At 78.3% G+C, this 17,201-nt stretch carries 15 protein-coding genes; 9 read left to right on the forward strand and 6 right to left on the reverse strand.

Annotation, left to right across the window (positions count from 1 at the left end; translation table 11 throughout):
- Both WAA21_RS16115 and WAA21_RS16120 read right to left on the reverse strand, forming a co-directional pair.
- Window positions 1–3,457 (reverse strand): glycosyltransferase family 2 protein (locus tag WAA21_RS16115; RefSeq protein ID WP_336923856.1); only part of this gene is annotated, 3,457 nt, incomplete at its 3' end.
- Window positions 3,458–3,597: 140 nt separating this feature from the next.
- Window positions 3,598–4,095 carry a WhiB family transcriptional regulator gene (locus tag WAA21_RS16120; protein WP_336923857.1) on the reverse strand — a complete coding sequence of 166 codons (498 nt, stop codon included), beginning with the start codon at window positions 4,093–4,095 and terminating at the stop codon, window positions 3,598–3,600.
- Window positions 4,096–4,509: 414 nt separating this feature from the next.
- On the opposite strand from WAA21_RS16120, the gene cofD reads away from it, so the two are divergent.
- The gene (gene cofD / locus WAA21_RS16125) at window positions 4,510–5,508 is read left to right on the forward strand and encodes a 2-phospho-L-lactate transferase (RefSeq protein WP_336923886.1); all 999 of its coding nucleotides are present in this window, start codon (window positions 4,510–4,512) and stop codon (window positions 5,506–5,508) included.
- Window positions 5,505–6,599, forward strand: coding sequence for a coenzyme F420-0:L-glutamate ligase (locus tag WAA21_RS16130; RefSeq protein ID WP_336923858.1), 1,095 nt, complete (start codon window positions 5,505–5,507; stop codon window positions 6,597–6,599). Before cofD ends, WAA21_RS16130 begins: the two co-directional genes overlap by 4 nt.
- 25 nt (window positions 6,600–6,624) lie before the next feature.
- Here the strand turns inward: WAA21_RS16130 and WAA21_RS16135 are convergent, their stop codons facing one another.
- The 3 genes from WAA21_RS16135 to WAA21_RS16145 all read right to left on the reverse strand — a co-directional run bounded on the left by WAA21_RS16135 (window position 6,625) and on the right by WAA21_RS16145 (window position 9,682).
- Window positions 6,625–7,614, reverse strand: a complete 990-nt coding sequence (locus WAA21_RS16135) for a DNA-3-methyladenine glycosylase family protein (RefSeq protein WP_336923859.1) — start codon at window positions 7,612–7,614, stop codon at window positions 6,625–6,627.
- Window positions 7,611–8,555 carry a lysylphosphatidylglycerol synthase domain-containing protein gene (locus WAA21_RS16140; protein WP_336923860.1) on the reverse strand — a complete coding sequence of 315 codons (945 nt, stop codon included), beginning with the start codon at window positions 8,553–8,555 and terminating at the stop codon, window positions 7,611–7,613. The genes WAA21_RS16135 and WAA21_RS16140 overlap by 4 nt, the downstream gene beginning before the upstream one ends.
- An 89-nt stretch (window positions 8,556–8,644) precedes the next feature.
- Window positions 8,645–9,682 (reverse strand): glycosyltransferase family 2 protein, encoded by a 1,038-nt coding sequence (locus tag WAA21_RS16145; RefSeq protein WP_336923862.1) that lies wholly within the window; start codon window positions 9,680–9,682, stop codon window positions 8,645–8,647.
- Window positions 9,683–9,724: 42 nt separating this feature from the next.
- Between WAA21_RS16145 and WAA21_RS16150 the strand changes: the two genes are divergently transcribed.
- Entirely contained in the window at window positions 9,725–10,405 is a 681-nt protein-coding gene (locus WAA21_RS16150; RefSeq protein ID WP_336923863.1) for a TIGR03089 family protein, read from the forward strand.
- Window positions 10,406–10,566: 161 nt separating this feature from the next.
- On the opposite strand, the gene WAA21_RS16155 is transcribed toward WAA21_RS16150, so the two are convergent.
- Window positions 10,567–11,568, reverse strand: a complete 1,002-nt coding sequence (locus tag WAA21_RS16155) for an SDR family oxidoreductase (RefSeq protein WP_336923864.1) — start codon at window positions 11,566–11,568, stop codon at window positions 10,567–10,569.
- Between the two features lie 50 nt (window positions 11,569–11,618).
- Between WAA21_RS16155 and WAA21_RS16160 the strand changes: the two genes are divergently transcribed.
- The 6 genes from WAA21_RS16160 to WAA21_RS16185 all read left to right on the forward strand — a co-directional run bounded on the left by WAA21_RS16160 (window position 11,619) and on the right by WAA21_RS16185 (window position 17,180).
- Window positions 11,619–12,755, forward strand: coding sequence for a glycosyltransferase family 4 protein (locus tag WAA21_RS16160; RefSeq protein WP_336923865.1), 1,137 nt, complete (start codon window positions 11,619–11,621; stop codon window positions 12,753–12,755).
- A 98-nt stretch (window positions 12,756–12,853) separates the two neighbouring features.
- The gene (locus WAA21_RS16165) at window positions 12,854–13,642 is read left to right on the forward strand and encodes a CoA transferase subunit A (RefSeq protein ID WP_336923866.1); all 789 of its coding nucleotides are present in this window, start codon (window positions 12,854–12,856) and stop codon (window positions 13,640–13,642) included.
- A 50-nt stretch (window positions 13,643–13,692) separates the two neighbouring features.
- Window positions 13,693–14,376: a 3-oxoacid CoA-transferase subunit B gene (locus tag WAA21_RS16170; RefSeq protein ID WP_336923887.1), complete on the forward strand. Its 684-nt coding sequence runs from the start codon at window positions 13,693–13,695 to the stop codon at window positions 14,374–14,376.
- 10 nt (window positions 14,377–14,386) lie between these two features.
- A complete protein-coding gene (gene galE, locus WAA21_RS16175; protein WP_336923867.1) occupies window positions 14,387–15,355 on the forward strand; it encodes a UDP-glucose 4-epimerase GalE in 969 nt (322 codons plus the stop codon).
- Window positions 15,356–15,357: 2 nt separating this feature from the next.
- On the forward strand, window positions 15,358–16,152 hold the full coding sequence (locus tag WAA21_RS16180) for a class I SAM-dependent methyltransferase (protein WP_336923868.1): 795 nt from the start codon (window positions 15,358–15,360) through the stop codon (window positions 16,150–16,152).
- Window positions 16,149–17,180, forward strand: a complete 1,032-nt coding sequence (locus WAA21_RS16185; RefSeq protein ID WP_336923869.1) for a lysylphosphatidylglycerol synthase domain-containing protein — start codon at window positions 16,149–16,151, stop codon at window positions 17,178–17,180. Before WAA21_RS16180 ends, WAA21_RS16185 begins: the two co-directional genes overlap by 4 nt.
- The last annotated feature ends 21 nt before the right edge of the window (window positions 17,181–17,201 follow it).

Here is a 17,201-nt window from a genome sequence, read left to right on the forward strand (position 1 = left end):
CTTCGGCGGTGCGGGCGCGGGCGCGCGGGCCGCGGGGGACGGCGCGGCGGCCGTCCCAGCGGCGCACGGGGCGGGGTCCGGCGGGCCACAGCAGCAGCAGGAGGACGACCACGGCGGCGCCGAGGGAGAGGAGCACGGCGTCCGGTCGCACGGTCGGCCCGCGCAGCTCCAGGCGCCCGCCGTCCGCGGGCAGCTCGAAGCCCTGGGCCCAGCCCGCGACGCGCACCGGCTCCAGCCCGGCGCCGTCGAGGGTCGCGCGCCAGCCGGGGTGCGCGTTCTCGGCGAGGACCAGCACGCGCGCCTCCCCGCCCGCGGGCACGGCCGCGGCCTCGCCGTCCAGGGGCAGCGGCACGACCGGCTCGTCGCCGTCCTCGATGCGCGCCCGGGCCGGCTCGGCGGCGCCGGCGTCGCGGACCGCGGCCGCGTCGACACGCCACGTGGAGCGGCCGTCGGTGACGGCGGTGCGGACGAGGCCGGCGCGCTGGGCCACCGCCGTCTCGAGCTCCTCGGGACCGCTCAGCACGACCCAGCCGACCCCGGCCTGCGCGAGCGCCGCGGCCACGGAGCCCGCGGGGGTGCCCGGCTCGCCGAGCAGGGCCTCGACGGCCGTGGCGAGCCGCGCGTCGCCGGCGCGGTCGACGCCGTCGAGCACGAGGCGGGCCACGGAGTCCTGCCCGGGTCCCGGCAGGCCGCTCGTCGTCGCCCACGTGAGGACCGGCGGCTGCACCGGCTCCTCGTCGGCGGCGGCCTCGTCGGCGAGGGCCCCGGCCTGGGCAGGCTCGTCACCCGCCCGCCCGGCGGTGCCGTCCGGGACCCGCTCGGTGATGACGAGGGTGCGGGTGGCCAGCTCGGAGCCGGACCCGACGAGGGCAGCGGCGGGCAGCCCGCCCGTCGCCCCGGGCAGCGGGGCGAGCACCGCGACGGCAACCGCGGCCGCGACGACGCCCGTGGGCACGACGGCGCCGGCGACACCGGCGAGCCACCACGTGCGCCGGCGGGCGGGGGTGTCACGGCGTGCGGGGGCGCGGTCGGGGTCGTGCAGGTCGCGCAGGAGCAGGGCGGCCACCAGCAGACCGGCGAGCGCGGCCGCCGAGGCGGGGACCGCTGGCTCCAGGCCGGCCTGCCACAGCGCGAGCGCGCCGGCGGCGAGGGCGCTCGCGCCCACGCCGAGGGCGGCCCACGCCGCGGGGACACGCGCCCGGGACAGCGACAGGACGACGAGGAGGGCCGCGAGGCAGACGGCGAGCACCGCGAGCCCCACGACGACGAGGACGACGACGTCCACGGGGTCGGGTGCGCCCGACCCACCGGCGGCGGGCCACAGCACGGCGCGGGCCCGGGGGGCGAGGTCGACGAGGGTCGGGAGCGCCGTCGCGGACGGGTCGGCCGCCACGGGGTCGACGAGCAGCAGCCGGGGCGCGGCCGGGACGAGCACCGCCCACGGGGCGAGCAGGGGCGCGGGCAGCAGCGCACCGACGACGGGCAGGACCGCCCGCCAGGTCGCCCGGGCGCGCCAGCCGCCGAGCGCGCCCACCACCGTGGCCGCGACGAGGAGCGGCAGCCACGTCGCGGGGGACAGCGCGACGACCACGGTCGCGAGCAGCCCCGTCACCGCGGTCGCCCGGAGCGGGCGGCGGCCGAGGCACGCGAGGAGGGCGACGGCGAGCAGCGGCAGCAGCACGTGGACGAGGAGCGTCCCGGCCCGGGGCGTGCCGAGCAGACCGGTGGCCGGCAGCACGGCCCACGTGGTGGCGAGCGCGGCGACCGGGAGGCGTCGGGGGACGACCGTCCGGGCGGCGGCCCACGCGGCGAGCAGGGAGAGCACGGGGGCGAGGGCGACGACCCAGCCGCGCGCGGTCGCGAGGTCGGAGCCGGCCCAGCCGTCGCCGCCGAGGAGCGACGCCGTGCTCGTCAGGGTGGCCCACACCGCGGTCGCGGGGTCGGCGGGGGCGGGCGTGCCGACCCCGACGTCGCGCCAGTCGGTGAGCGCCCGGGCCCACAGCTCGCCGGCGGCCGGGCCGCCCGCGACCTCGCCCTCGGGCGCGGTGACGGGCGGCGCGAGCAGCCCGCGCAGCCACGGCACCGCACCCAGGAGCGCCAGCAGCGGGACGAGGTAGGTGAGGGGGTGGCGGACGACGCGCTTGAGCGGGCCCCCCGCGCCGAGGTCGAGGTCGATGAGGTCGTCGTCGACCGGCCCGGACTCCAACGCCTCCAGCGGCACGGTGTCGTCGTCGGCGGACTCGTCGGGGCGCCGCGCGAGCGCACGACGCACCCGGTAGGCGTCGACCTCGTCGCGGAGCACCTGGGCCCGGGTGGGCCGCAGCGGGCGCAGGGCGGCGCTGGGGACCGCGCGGACGTGGCGCGAGCGCCAGCGGGAGCGCACCACCAGGTGCAGGTGCGCGAGCAGGTGCGCGAGGGCGGCGAGCTCGGCCCAGGCGTAGCCGGGCCGTCGCCGCGCGAGCCACACGGCCGCGCGCAGCGGCGTCACGAGGACCACCCACACCAGGAGCAGCGGGGCGAGGGCGAGCGGCGCCTCGGTGAGCCGGGTGTGCAGCCAGTGCGCACGCCGGGCGCAGGTGAGGCCGCCGCCGGGCCCGCCGGCGCGCGGCGCGGCCGCTCCGAGGCCGCGCCCCCAGCGCCCCCGCAGGGCCGTGGCCTCGCGCTGCCCGGACTCCAGGGCGGCGGCGTGGCGCACGACGGCGCTGGGCACCACCGACACCCGGTAGCCGGCCCGGCGGGCGCGCACGCACAGGTCGACGTCGTCGCCGACCAGCGGCAGCGCCGGGTCCAGGCCGCCCAGCTCGGTGAGGACGTCGGCGCGCACGAGCATGCCCGCGGTCGACACGACGAGCACGTCCCCGCGGCCGTCGAGCTGGCCCTGGTCGAGGTCGCCGGCGTTCACCTCGGTGAGGCGCCGGCCGCCCGGGGTGACGGTCGCGCCGACCTCGACGAGGCGGTGCGGGTCGTCCCAGCCGCGCTGCTTGCACCCGGCGACCGCGATCGTCGGCGCGGCGGCCACGGCCGCGAGCAGCTGGTCGAGCGCGGCGGGCTCGGGGGCGCAGTCGTCGTGCAGCAGCCACACCCACCCGGGCGCGCCGGCGCGCTCGACGCCCGCCCCCGCCCCGAGGGTGTCCGCGGCGACCTCGGCCGCCGTCTGCAGGCCGCGGCGCACGGACTCCCCCAGGGGTGTCCGGCGCGGCACGGTGACGACGGCGTCGACGACCTTGCGGTCCCCCGCCACCGGCGCGGCGAGCAGCGCGGCGTCGAGCAGCACGGGGCTGCTGTCGCGCGAGCCCGCGTCGACGGCCACGACGACGTCGGGCCGCCGGTCCGAGCCCGCGAGCGCCGCGAGCGTGCGCGGCAGCCACCGGGCGCCGTCGTGGCAGACGAGCACGGCGGTCACGTGCGGCCGGACCGCCGCGTCGGCGGTCCCCGCGCCGGTCCGGGGAGGTGTCACGGTGTCGATGCGTCCGACGGTAGCCACGGCGCCCGCGACCGCGGGGGACGCCCCCGCTCGGGGCGCACGGGTGTCGTCGGGCCCGCGCGGGACGTCACGGTGGTCGGGTCCCGCCGCGTCCGCGGCCTCGTGGCCGCGGTTCACACCACGCGCTTCTTGAGGCGGCGGCGCTCGCGCTCGGACAGCCCGCCCCAGATGCCGAAGCGCTCGTCGTTGCCGAGGGCGAAGTCGAGGCACTCGGCCCGGACGTCGCACGAGGAGCACACCTTCTTCGCCTCCCGGGTCGAGCCGCCCTTCTCGGGGAAGAACGCCTCGGGGTCGGTCTCCGCGCACAGCGCGCGGTCCTTCCAGTCCGGGGCCGGCGGGCGGCCGCCGGGCAGCAGCGGGAGCACGACCGCCCCGCCGTGGACGAGGACGCCCGGCGGCAGGTCGAGGCCGGCCAGCCCGTCGACGGCGTCGTCGAGGTCGTCGTCGTCCTCCTCGAGCGCCTCGAGGTCGTCCCCCACGGGCACGAGCTCCGGCGGCAGGGTCCGGGCCGCGGCGCCTCGCAGCGCCTCGTCCATCTCCTCCAGCGTGCGTGTCGGGTCCGCGGGTGCGGTCCCCCGTGCCACCTCGTGCACGGTCATCGGCAGTGCCATGACGTCCTCCTCGCCCCGGTGCTCGTCAGGCCCTCGCGCCGCCCGTCCACGGGCCCTGCTGTCCACGGGGGCCTGGCGGTCCGGACAGAACGACGACGTGGGAATTACACGCGTGTCATCCGGGTGGTGTCAAGCGCGATCGTGCTATCCGTGATCGACACATCACCTACCGTGTGCGGCTCGACGCGGTCTGCGACGACACGTCCGGTGGGTCCGCGCCGGCGTGCGCTCGACCCCGGTCCCCGGTAAGGGCGCCTCCCCCGGGTCGTCGTCGGCGGGCCCGGGCACCGACCGCCGGCCCCGGCCTCCTCGACGCCGGTGGCCACCAAGAGCCCGGGCCCCGGCCCGGGACGACACAATGCGCCGGTGCCCGACCTCGAGCCGCCCGCTCCCCCGCCCGGACCGCCCCCGGCCCTGCGCGTCGCGGCCCTGTCCGGCGGGGTCGGCGGCGCCCGGTTCCTTCGCGGCCTGCTCGGCGCGCTGCGCGCGCGCGACGTGGCGGCGGAGGTGACGGTCGTCGCGAACACGGGCGACGACATCACCCTCCACGGCCTGCGGGTGTGCCCCGACCTCGACACGCTCATGTACACCCTCGGCGGGGGCGTCGACGAGGCGCAGGGGTGGGGGCGTGACGGCGACACCGGTCACGTCGCCGCCGAGCTCGCCGCGTACGGCGCCGGACCGGACTGGTTCACCCTCGGGGACCGCGACGTCGCGACGCACCTCGTGCGCACGCGCATGCTCGGGGCCGGCTACACCCTCAGCGAGGTCACACGGGCGCTGTGCGAGCGCTGGCGACCGGGCGTACGGCTGCTGCCGATGTCCGACCAGCCCGTCGAGACGCACGTCGTCGTGCGCGACCCGGAGCGCCGCGCCGTCCACCTGCAGGAGTGGTGGGTCCGCGGGCACGCCGAGACCCCCGCGGAGGGCTTCCCGCTGCTCGGGCTCGACCGCGCCGTGCCGGCGCCCGGGGTGCTCGACGCGCTCCGCGGCGCCGACGTCGTGCTGCTGCCGCCGAGCAACCCCGTCGTCTCGCTCGGCCCCGTGCTCGCCCTGCCGGGGGTGAGGGACGCCCTGCGCGGGACCGCCGCCCCCGTCGTCGGCGTCGCGCCCGTCGTCGGGGGCCGCACGGTGCGCGGGATGGCCGCGGCGTGCCTCGCCGCGCTCGACGTGCCGTGCACGGCCGCCGGGGTGGGTGGGCTGCTGCGCGACGTCCTCGACGCCTGGCTCGTCGACGACGCCGACCTCGGGGCCACGCGGGCCGCGCTCACCCCGGCCGACCACCCGGACCGTGCGGATGTCGCCGTGCACGGCACCGACCTGCTCATGCGCGACCGCGAGGGCGCGGTGCGCCTCGCCGGCACGGCGCTCGACGTCGCCCTCGGGCTGCACGGCGCGACGGCGGGCGCGTGAGCGGGCGCGTGAGCGGGCGGGCGAGCGGGCGGGCGCTGCGGGTCGTGCCGCTGACGGGGGTCGGTGAGGTGCGCACGGGCGACGACCTCGCCGGACTGCTCGTGGCGGCGCTCCGGCGGGCCCATCACGACCTCGCCGACGGCGACGTGCTGGCGGTCTCGAGCAAGGTCGTCGCCAAGGCGCTCGGCCTGTGGCGGGCGGACCGTGAGGCGGCGGTCGCCGCGGAGAGCCGCGGGGTCGTCGCCGAGCGCGAGACCGCCAACGGCACGACGCGCATCGTGCGGGCGGCGGCGGGACCGGTCATGGCCGCCGCCGGCGTGGACGCCTCGAACACCGGCCCCGACGCGGGCGGGCGCGTCCTCGTCCTGCCCCTTGACCCCGACGCGGAGGCGGCCAGGCTGCGGCGTGACGTCGCGGCGCTCACCGGGGCCCGCCCGGGCGTCGTGCTCACCGACACCTCCGGCCGGCCGTGGCGGGCGGGTCAGACGGACTTCGCCCTCGGCTGCGCCGGGCTGCGGCCCACCGACGACCTGCGGGGCGGCATCGACGCCGACGGCGCGCCCCTGTCGGTGACGGTGCGCGCGGTGGCCGACGAGGTCGCCGCGGCCGCCGAGCTGGTCAAGGGCAAGGCGGACGGGGTGCCCGCGGCGGTGCTCACCGGTCTGGACCACCTCGTGACCGCCGAGGACGGGCCGGGAGCGGCCGGGCTGGTCCGCTTCGGCCCGTCGGACTGGTTCGCCCTCGGGACGGTGGAGGCGGTGCGCACGGCCCTCGGCTGCCCGCCCGGCACGGCCGGGGTGCCGCTCGCCCCCGCCGCACCGGACCCCGGCGGGCCCGGCGTGCTGGCGCGCGCCGCGGCGGTAGCCGCCTCCGGTGCGGCGGCCGACGGCCTGGTCGGGACCGTGCGGCCCGACGCGGCGGCCGGCACCGTGGTCGTCGAGGGACCCGACGCCGTCGCGGTGGGCCGGCTCGCCGAACGGGTCGTGGTCGCCGCCCGGGCCGAGGGGCTGCGGTGCCACGTGGACGCCGCACCGCCCGCCTCCCCGGGCCCGACGACGACGGTCGCGGTCGTGGTCCGCCCGGTGCGGTAGCCCGGTAAGGGCCCCGGCCCGCTCGTCAGGAGCGCCCGCCCGAGCCCGCCGGGGTGTGGGTCGGCAGCGTGAAGCGGGGACCGCGCCGGGGCCGGGCGACGCCCGCGAGCTCGAGCAGGCGCTGCACGCGGTAGCGGTGACCGGCGTAGCAGTCGATGACCTCGGCGCACGCGTCGTCGTCGAGCACGTGCCCGGTGAGCGCCCACGTCACGTTCTTCGCGACGTGGTAGTCGTCGAAGCTGAAGGCGTCGGCGTCGCCGTGGGCGCGCTGCCGGACCTCCGCCGACGTCCAGCGACCCACCCCCGGCAGGGTCCGCAGGGCCCGGTCGGCCTCCGCCGCCGCGCCGCCGAGGGTCGCCTCGAGGCGTCCCGCGACCCGCGCGGCCCGCATCACGACGGCGCTGCGGCGCCCCTCCACCCCCGCGCGCAGCCACTCCCACGTCGGCACCCGCAGCCACTGCGCGGGCGTCGGCGGCACGAGCATGCCCGCGGCCGGCCCACCCTCGAGCGCGGGCGCGCCGGGCGCGGGCTCCCCGTAGCGGCGCACGAGCAGGCGCACCGCGCGACGGGCCTCCTTGCCGGTCACCACCTGCTCCAGCGCCGCCCACACGAGCGCCTCGACCACGGCCCGCGACCGGGGGGTCCGCACCCCCGGCCGGGCGCGCCACGCCTCCACGAGCAGCCGGTGCTCAGGCCGCGGCCGGAAGTCGGCGAAGCCGGGGCCGTCGCCGCCCTCGCCGCCGTCGTCGCGTGCCCCGAGCAGGTCGGGCACGCCGTCGAGCACCCACGCCCGTCCCGGGCCCCACGCCTCGGCGAGCACGAGGCCGAGCGGGGCGACGACCCGCACGTGGAGCAGGGCGGCGCCGTCGGGGGTCCGGGTGGCACGCCACAGCCCTTCGGCGCCGGCGCGGCGGTGCGAGGGGTCACCCGAGCCGCGCACGAGCGTGCCGAGCGTGCCGGCGAGGTCGACGGGGCGGCCGGGCCGCCACTCGCGGACCGCCCGCGCGTCGCTCACGTCCGGCCACCGGCGTCGGGCGGGCTGGCGGCGCGGTGGGCGCGGGACCGCCGGCGCTCCACGACGAGCGCGGCGCCGGCGAGCCCGAGGTCCGCCGCGGTCATGAGCACGCGCGACACGACGGCCACGAGCAGCGCGCGGCCCGGCGACATGACACCGGACAGCATGAGCACGAGGGCGGCCTCGCGCGCGCCCGCGCCCGCGGGGCTGATGACGGTGACGAAGCCGACGCACCAGGCCAGCGCGAAGGCCGTGACCCCCAGCACGACGAGGCGGACCGAGAGCCCGATGTCGCCGACCCGGGAGACGAGCACGACCGTCTGCGCCCCGATCGACAGCCACGACGCGAAGGCGAGGCCGGTGGTGCGCCAGGCCCCGCGGTGGCTGATGGTGTGCTCCAGGGGCGGGCGGCGCGCCAGCGCGAGGACGCGGGCCAGGACCCGGTTGAGGACCGGCGGCCACAGCAGCACGAGCAGCGGGACGACGAGCAGGGCCACCCACGAGTAGCCGCCCGGCAGCAGGTCCGGCACGAGCGCGAAGCCCGACACCCCGAGGACGAGGGCGGTCGCGAAGACCACGACGACGTGGACCACCGTGGCCGAGGCGGAGCGGCGGCGGGACACGCCGTGGTCGGCGGCGAGCTCGACCTGCGCGACGACGTGCCACAGGCTGCCGGGCAGGTACTTGCCGAGCTGGCCGACGAGGAACACGTGGGCGGTCGGGCCCGCCCCGAGCCGGCTGCCGAGGTCGGCGAGCACCGAGCGCCACGCCGCGGCCGACAGCAGGACGTTGCCGACGGTGAAGACGAGCGCGAGCACGAGGCTGGCCGGGCCGAGGCGGCGGACGCCGAGCAGGAACTCGCGCCCGTCGAGGGCCAGCGCGACGGCCGCGAGCGCGACGGTGATGCCGAGGAAGCCGAGCCGGAACGCCCGGGAGCGCACGAGCGAGGACAGCCTTGCGAGCCTGCTGCCCCGCGACCGCCGACCCTGCTCCACTGCACCTCCGCGCGCGGCCGGTGCCCGTGGGCTGCTCAGGGACTGTCCCTCGAGCGGACGATGAGGTCGGCCAGCAGCGCCATCATGCCGATGAGCAGCCCGCTCAGCAGGATGAGGACGGTGTTGTCGGCGAGGCTGAACAGCGCCGTGAACTGGTCGTAGACGAGCTTGGCGCCGCCGAGGACGAGCAGCCCGAGGGAGACCGGCAGCAGGACCCGCAGCGGGTCGAAGTACATGACCATGCGCAGCACCTGCAGCAGGTAGCGGTAGGCGTCGCGGAAGAACTTGAACTTCGAGACCCCGGCGCGCTTCCGGTACTCGATCGGCACGTAGCGGATGTCGTGCTGGTTGGACAGGAACGAGATCGTCAGCGTCGTCACGCACGAGAAGCCGGGCGGGAGCAGCCGCAGGTACGGCAGCGCGACCTCCCGCCGGAAGGCCCGCAGCCCGGAGTTGAGGTCGGGGATGCGCTGCTTGGTGAGGGTCTCGGCGAACTTGCGGATGAACCACTTCGCGGGCACGCGGGCCCACTTGTGCGTGCCCTCCTCGGTGAGCCGGGCGCCCACGACCTGGTCGATGGAGGGGTCGTCGAGGACCGCGCGCACGAGCTCGGGGATGCGCTCGTTGGGGTAGGTCATGTCGGCGTCGGTCCACACGACGATCTCGCCGCGCGCCTCGCGCGTGCCGATGCGGCGCGCCGTCCCCGCCCCGCCGTTGCGGCGGAACGGCAGCAGCCGCATGCGGGGGAAGCGGTCCTGGGCGGCCCGCAGCACCTCGAGGGTGTCGTCGGTGGACGCGTCGTCGACGACGAGCAGCTCGTACGACATGCCGTCGGCCTCGAGGGCGGCGCTGATGCGCTCGACCTCGGCCAGCACGTGGTCCTGCTCGTTGTAGCAGGGCAGCACCACGGTGGCGGTGACCCGGCGGGGCCCGTCGTCGAACGCCTGCTCCACGGCGCGGCCCACGGCCTCCTCCACGGCACGCTCGACCGCGGGCCCCGGGGCGCCGGGGGTACCCGGGAGCACCTGGGGCGCGGTCGCGGGCGCGTGCGGGCCCGTCGTCGTCTCGTCCATCTCAGGAGCAGCGTAGGCGAGCGGGCTGGCAGTCTCGTCGACGTGAGCGCACCGACCCCCGTCCCGGCCCCCGTCGACGTCCCCCGGCTGCTGCACCTGCTGCGCGTCGAGCCGCAGCCGCGGCTCACGTGGGTGTCCCGGGACGGCGAGCGCGTCGAGCTGTCCGGACGCGTGCTCGTCAACTGGGTGGCGAAGACCGCGAACCTGCTCGGCACCGACTGCGGGGTCGGCCCGCACGACGTGCTGCGCACCGCGCTCGGACCCGCCTGGCGGGCCCCGGTCATGTGGCTGGCCGCGTGGCACCTCGGCCTCGAGGTGGCCGCCCACGGCGCGGGTGACGTGCCCGCCGACGCGGACGCCGACGTGTGGGTGGTGCCCGAGGGCGCCGACGCGCCCGGCGGCACCCCCGACGTGCTCGTGGTGCCGCACGCGGCGCTCGCGCCCGCCGCGGCGGACACCCGCGTCGGCAGCCACGGCTGGGTCGACTACGCCGCGGAGGTGCGGCTGCACCCCGACGCGCTGCCCCCCGGCGAGGCGGCCGCGGCGGCGGCCCGGGCGGGCGAGGTGCGCGCGAGCGGCGGGGCGCGCCGGCTGCTGGACCCCGAGGCGGGACCGGAGGACGTGCTGGGGGTCTGGGCCGACGGGGGCTCCGTCGTGTGGCACGACGGCCTCGGCGACGACGCGCTCGAGCGTCTCGCCGCCCAGGAGCACGCGACCCCCTGACGTCGCCGCCCCGCCCGCTCGCGTCGGGGGACGCCGCGCACGTCACCGTCGCGGCGACGGTGCGCGCCGTCCCACGACTGCGGCCGCCCCCGGGTCGGAGGACGCCGCGCACGTCACCGTCGCGGCGACTGCGCGCCGTCCCACGACCGAGGGGGTGGCCGTCAGAGGTCGGCGAGGACCTCGTCGGCGGCCTCCTGCCAGCGCAGGCGCCACGGGCCGATCGGCTCGACGCCGAGGCGGCGCAGCGGCTGCGGGGCCAGCACCGACCAGCCCTCGGGCTCGACGGTGCCGCCGAGCACCTCGGCCCCGTGCCCGTCCGCTCCGCCTCGGTCGTGGTCGTCGCCGTGGTCGTGCTCGTGGTCCTCGCCGTGCTCGCGGTCCTCGGCGGGTCCGTGGTCGTGACCCTCCGGGCCGGTCCCGGACCCGTCCGGCCCGGCCGCCTCGACGGGCTCGAGCACGTCGAGGTCGCGCCCGAGCGACTCCCACACCTCCAGCGCCCAGCCGAAGCGGTCCGTCCAGCCCATCGCCGAGGCGGGGTAGACGCCCGCCGGCACCCGCTGCTCCAGCAGACCGACGACCACGCGGGCGACGTCGGCGGTCCAGGTCGGCTGCCCCTGCCACACCGCGGGCACGCGGAGGGCGTCGACCTCGCGGCCGAGGCGCGCGAGCCGGCGCGGCAGGCACTCGCCGTGCGCGCCGTACAGCCAGCCCGCGCGCACGACGACCGCGTCCGCGCCGCTGGCGCGCACCGCCCACTCCCCCGCGGCGTGCGCGCGGCCGTGCGAACCCACGGGACGCAGCGGCGCCTCCACGGGCACCGGAGCGCCGGGGGCGTGACCGGCCACGACGTCGGCGGAGGAGACGTGCACGAGGCGCGCGCCGGTGCGGGCGCAGGCGGCCGCGAGCAGCTGCGCGCCCACCGCGTCGACGTCGAAGGCGTGGCCCGGGTGCCGGTGCGCGGCCTCCGGCGACAGCCCCGCCGCGTCGACGACGACCTCGTGGCCGCCGACCGCGTGGTGCAGGGCGGTGGCGTCGTCCGGGTCGAGGGTACGGACGTCCAGCTCGGCCCGTCCCAGCCCGGTCACCTCGTGGTCGGCCTCGAGCAGCGCCGTGACGACGTCGGTCCCGAGCAGCCCCGAGGCACCGACGACGAGGACGTCCACCCGGGCAGGCTAGCGACCGGCCCGCCCCGCCGCCCCGCTAGGTTCCCCGGGTGCACGTGCTGTTCGTGACCCGCAAGTTCCCGCCGCAGACCGGCGGCATGGAGACCCTGGCGAAGGACACCTACGACGCCCTCCTCGCCACGGGCACGCGGGTCACCCTGCTGCGCAACGTCCGCAGCGACTGGCACTCGTGGTGGTGGCTGCCGGCGACGCTCGTCCGCATGCACCGCGCGATGCGCCACGACCGCCCGGACGTCGTGCTGCTCGGCGACGCGCTGATGAACGCGGTCGCGACGTGGCTGCTGCGGCTGCACCGCATGCCCCACGCGACGATGGTGATGGGCCTCGACGTCACCTTCGACTCCAGCGTCTACCGCAAGATCGTGGTCCGGCACCTGCGGGCCGCGCCCCTCATCATCGCGATCAGCGACGCGACGGCGCGCGCCGTCCGCGCGGCCGGCGTGGAGGACGAGCACCTGCGGGTGCTGCGGCTGTCCGTGGCCCCGCCGTCGGACATGGCCCCGCGCGAGGAGGCGCGCGCGGAGCTGCGGCGGCGCTTCGACGTGCCCGAGGACGCGGTCGTGCTCGTGACGCTCGGCCGGCTCGTGCGCCGCAAGGGCGTCGCGTGGTTCGCCGCGCAGGTGCTGCCGCACCTCGTCCGCGAGCGCCCCGTCATCCACCTCGTCGCCGGCGCCGGGCCCGCGGAGGACCGCATCCAGCGCGTCGTGCGCTCGCGAGGCCTCGGTGGGGTCGTGCGGCTGCTCGGCCGCGTCGACGCCACCACGCGGGAGCTGCTCCTGCGCGGCGCCGACCTGTTCGTCCAGCCGAACATCCACGTGTACGGCGACATGGAGGGCTTCGGCCTCGTCAACGTCGAGGCGGCCGTGCGCGACCTCCCCGTGCTCGCCGCCGACATCGAGGGCATCCCGGACGCGGTCGTCGACGGCGAGACCGGATGGCTCGTGACCTCGCAGGACGCCCCCCGCTGGCGCCGGCGGCTCGGCGAGGTCACCGCCGACCTCGACGAGCTGGCCGCGCACGGGCGTCGCTTCGGCCGCACGGCCCGCGACCTGTACTCCCCCGAGCGCTTCGCCCGGACGCTGCGCGACTGGCTGGAGCAGGTGGCCCGGCGCGACCTCACCGCCCGGGAGCTGCACGAGGAGCGCAACCTCAACGGCGGGCGCTGAGCGCCCGGGGGACCCGTCCGACCACCCGTCCGCCCACCCGTCCGCCCACCCGTCCGGCCGGCCTCCCGTGCGCCCGTCCGGGCGGTAGGTTGCCCGCCATGGACATCGTCGTCCCCGACGCGCGCACCGCCGTCGCCGACGTCCGGCCCGGCGCGACCGTCGCCGTGGGCGGGTTCGGCCTGTGCGGTGTGCCCCGGGTCCTCATCCAGGCGCTCCTCGACAGCGGGGTCGGCGACCTCGAGGTGGTGAGCAACAACTGCGGCGTCGACGGGGCGGGCCTCGGCCTCCTGCTGGAGGCGGGCCGCATCCGCCGCGTCGTCGCCAGCTACGTCGGGGAGAACAAGGAGTTCGCCCGGCAGTACCTGTCCGGCGAGCTCGAGGTCGAGCTCACGCCCCAGGGCACGCTCGCGGAGCGCCTGCGCGCCGGCGGCGCCGGCATCCCCGCCTTCTTCACGCGGACCGGGGTCGGCACCGTGGTCGCCGACGGCGGCCTGCCGTGGCGCTACGACGCCGACGGCGGTGTCGTCGTCGCGAGCCCGCCGAAGCGCGTGGAGCGCTTCCGGGCCACGGCCGAGCCGGACGGCGAGCCCGTTGACCACGTGCTGGAGACCGCGGTCGTCGCCGACGTCGCCCTCGTCCGCGCGGCGCGCGGCGACAGGCTCGGCAACCTGCAGTTCCACCGCTCCGCGCGGAACTTCAACCCCCTCGTCGCGATGGCCGGACGGCTGTGCGTGGCCGAGGTGGAGGAGCTCGTGGAACCCGGCGGGATCGACCCCGACCACGTGCACCTGCCCGGCGCCTTCGTGCACCGGGTGGTGCCGCTGACCCCCGAGCAGGCCGCCGACAAGCTCGTCGAGCGCCGCACGACCCGACAGGACGCCTCGTGACCTCGCAGACCCCGGAGCCCGCCGCGCGGCGCGGCCTCACCCGGCACCAGATGGCCGCCCGTGCGGCGCAGGAGCTGAACGACGGCGACTACGTCAACCTCGGCATCGGACTGCCGACGCTCGTGAGCAACTACGTGCCGGCCGGGGTGGAGGTCGTGCTGCAGAGCGAGAACGGCATCCTCGGCGTCGGGCCCTACCCCGAGGCGGACGAGGTCGACCCCGACCTGATCAACGCGGGCAAGGAGACCGTCACGGTGCTGCCCGGGTCGAGCTTCTTCGACTCGGCGACGAGCTTCGCCATGATCCGCGGCGGCAAGATCGACATCGCCCTGCTCGGCGCGATGCAGGTCACCCCGGCCGGCGACATCGCGAACTGGCTCGTGCCCGGCAAGATGGTCAAGGGCATGGGCGGGGCGATGGACCTGGTCCACGGCGCCCGGCGGGTCGTGGTGATCATGGAGCACGTGGCGAAGGACGGCTCCCCCAAGCTCGTCGCGGAGTGCACCCTGCCGCTGACCGGCAAGGGCGTCGTCGACCGTGTCGTCACCGACCTCGCCGTCCTCGACGTCGACCGGGCGGGCTCCCGCGACGGCTTCGTCCTGCGCGAGCTCGCCCCCGGTGTCACCGCGGACGACGTCGTCGCGGCCACCGGCGCGCCGGTGCTCGTGCCGGACGGGGTCCGCGGGGTGGACGCGGGTGCCGCGGCGTCCCGGGACGGCGCCGGCGCCCGCTAGTTTCGGCGGCATGACAGTCGCCGTCACCGGGGCCGCCGGGTACATCGGCTCGCACGTCGCGCACCTGCTGCGTGAGCAGGGCGTGCACGTGCTCGCCGTCGACGACATGTCGGCGGGCGTGGGCGCGCGCATCGCCGAGCTGCCCCTCGTCGAGCTCGACCTCGCGCGCGACGAGGCGCCCGGCGTGCTGCGGGCGGCCTTCGCCCAGCACCAGGTGAGGGCCGTCGTCCACCTCGCGGCCCGCAAGGCCGTCGGGGAGTCCGTCGAGCAGCCCGCCCGCTACTACCACCAGAACGTCGCGGGCCTCGCGAACCTCCTCACCGCCATGCAGCAGTCCGGCGTCGACCGGCTCGTGTTCTCCTCCTCGGCGGCCACGTACGGCATGCCCGACGTGGCCGCGGTCGACGAGGACCTCGAGTGCCGGCCGATCAACCCCTACGGCGAGACGAAGCTCGTCGGCGAGTGGCTCGTGCGGGCCGCGGCCCGCGCGCACGGCCTGCGGGCCGTGAGCCTGCGGTACTTCAACGTCGCCGGCACCGCGCGCCCGGAGCTCGCGGACGTCGTGCGCGCCAACCTCATCCCGATCGTGCTCGGGCGCGCCGCCGAGGGCCTGCCCGTCGTCGTCAACGGCGGCGACTACCCCACGCCGGACGGCACGTGCGTGCGCGACTACGTCCACGTCGCCGACCTCGCCGACGCGCACGTGCGGGCGCTGGAGCACCTCGACCGCGACGAGCGCCCGCACGACGTGCTCAACGTCGGGACCGGGACGGGCGCCTCCGTCCTCGAGGTGGTCGACGCGCTGTCCGCGGCGCTCGGCCGGGAGGTGCCGGTGGAGGTGGGACCCCGCCGCGACGGCGACCCGCCCGCCCTCGTCGCCTCGGTCGAGCGCATCCGCGACGTGCTCGGCTGGCAGGCGCGGCGCGGCCTCGCCGAGATCTGCGAGTCCGCGGTCGCCGCCGCGCGGGCGCGGGGCTGAGCGTGGAGACCGACTCCGGGCCGGTCCGCGCCGCCTACCTCGCCGTCGCCACCGGCGCCCGCCGCGCGCTGGACGGCACGGGTCTGCTGCGGCGCTGGGACGCCCGCGCGGCGGCCGCGCCGCGGTCGCGGACCGCGCACCTGCGCACGCTGCTCGCGGTGCACAACGCCGAGGACCTCGTCGCCCTCGACCTGCCGTGGTGGACCTACGAGGCGGTCGACGCGGTCGCCGCGCACCTCGGGCAGCGCCCCGCGCCGCGGGTGTTCGAGTACGGCTCGGGCGCCTCGACGGTGTGGCTCGCCCGCCGCGCCGCCGCGGTCGACTCCGTCGAGCACGAGGCGGGCTGGGCCGGCCGGGTCCGGGAGCTGCTGCGGGACGCCGACGGGCTGCGCTGCACCCCGACGCTCCACGTGCCGACGGTGCCGACCGTCCCCGCCGGGGCGACGGCGCGGACGCCGTCGGGTGCGCCGTCCGGCCGGGGCCTCGACTTCGACGCCTACGTGCGCACGATCGACGACGTCGAGGGCGCCTTCGACCTCGTGTGCGTGGACGGCCGCGCCCGGGAGGCCTCGCTGCTGCACGCCCTCGACCGCGTCGCCGACGACGGCCTGCTGCTGCTGGACGACGCCCAGCGCGAGCGGTACCGGACGCCGGTGGAGCAGGCGCGGGCGCAGGGCTGGTCGATGCGCCGCACCCGCGGGGCGACCCCGTGCCAGCCCCTGCCGCGCGAGACCGTCCTGCTCGCCCGGGACGGGGAGCGGCTGTCGCGGCTCGGCCGTACCCGGCCCGCCGGGTGACGGCGGGCGCCGGCGACCCGGCGTCCGGCCCGGCGCACGGCCCGGCGCACGGCCCGGCGCACGGCCCGGCGCACGGCCCGGTGCCCGACCCGGTGCCCGACCCGGTGCGGGAAGGACGTCCCGGTGCGGGGCGCGGCCTGCTCGCGTGGCTGTCGGTGCTCGTGGGCGTCGCCGTCCTCGCGCTCGGCGCGTGGGTCGTCGCCGCGCGCTGGGACGAGGTCGGCCCGGCGCTGGCGGAGATCGGCTGGGGGCCGACGGCGGCGGCGCTCGCGCTCACCGGTATCGGTGTGCTCGCCACGGGCGAGTGCTGGCGGACGCTGCTCGCGGCCCTCGGCGGACGGCCCGCCCCCCTGGTCGCGCACCGCGTCTTCTACGTGACGCAGGCCGGCAAGTACGTGCCCGGCTCGGTGTGGCCGGTCCTCGCCCAGGCGGCGCTCGCGCGCCGCTACGGCGTGGGTCGCGGCACGGTCGTCACCGCCTCGACCCTGTTCCTGCTCCTGCACACCGCGACGGGGGTCGTCGTGGGGGTGCTCGCCGTCGGCCCCGCGGTGGCCGGTGCGTGGGCGTGGCTGCTGTACCCGGCGGGGGCGGCCGCGCTGGCCGTGCTCCTGCCCCCGGTCCTCGCGCGGCTGCTCGGCCTGCTCGCCCGGACCGGCCGCGTGCGTCCCGGCACGGCGCCGTCGTGGGCCGCGACCGGACGCGCCGCCGGGCTCATGGCGCTCGCGTGGGCCGCGTACGGCGCCGCCACCTGGCTGCTGCTTCGCCCGTTGCTGGACGGTTCCTCGCCGGGGGCCGTCCGCCTCGCCGTCGGCGGCTACGCGCTCGCGTGGGTGGTGGGCTTCCTCGCGGTCGCCGCGCCCGCCGGCGTGGGCGCGCGCGAGGCGGTGCTCGTCGCGGTCCTCGCACCGCTCGTCGGGGTCGCGCCCGCCCTGTCGGTGGCACTCGTCTCGCGCGCGGTCCTCACCGTCGCCGACCTCGGCCTCGCCGCCGCCTCCAGCGGGGTGCTCGCCCGCGGCCGCACCGGCTGAGCGCGACCGCCCGGGCCCTGC

Source organism: Aquipuribacter sp. SD81 (genome assembly GCF_037153975.1).
Lineage (GTDB): Bacteria > Actinomycetota > Actinomycetes > Actinomycetales > JBBAYJ01 > Aquipuribacter.

Excerpts from the sequence above, each read along its gene's own strand:
- WAA21_RS16120 (WP_336923857.1), bottom strand. The coding sequence starts at position 4,095 with ATGGCACTGCCGATGACCGTGCACGAGGTGGCACGGGGGACCGCACCC.
- WAA21_RS16145 (WP_336923862.1), bottom strand. The coding sequence starts at position 9,682 with ATGGACGAGACGACGACGGGCCCGCACGCGCCCGCGACCGCGCCCCAG.
- WAA21_RS16165 (WP_336923866.1), top strand. The coding sequence starts at position 12,854 with ATGGACATCGTCGTCCCCGACGCGCGCACCGCCGTCGCCGACGTCCGG.
- WAA21_RS16170 (WP_336923887.1), top strand. The coding sequence starts at position 13,693 with ATGGCCGCCCGTGCGGCGCAGGAGCTGAACGACGGCGACTACGTCAAC.
- galE (WP_336923867.1), top strand. The coding sequence starts at position 14,387 with ATGACAGTCGCCGTCACCGGGGCCGCCGGGTACATCGGCTCGCACGTC.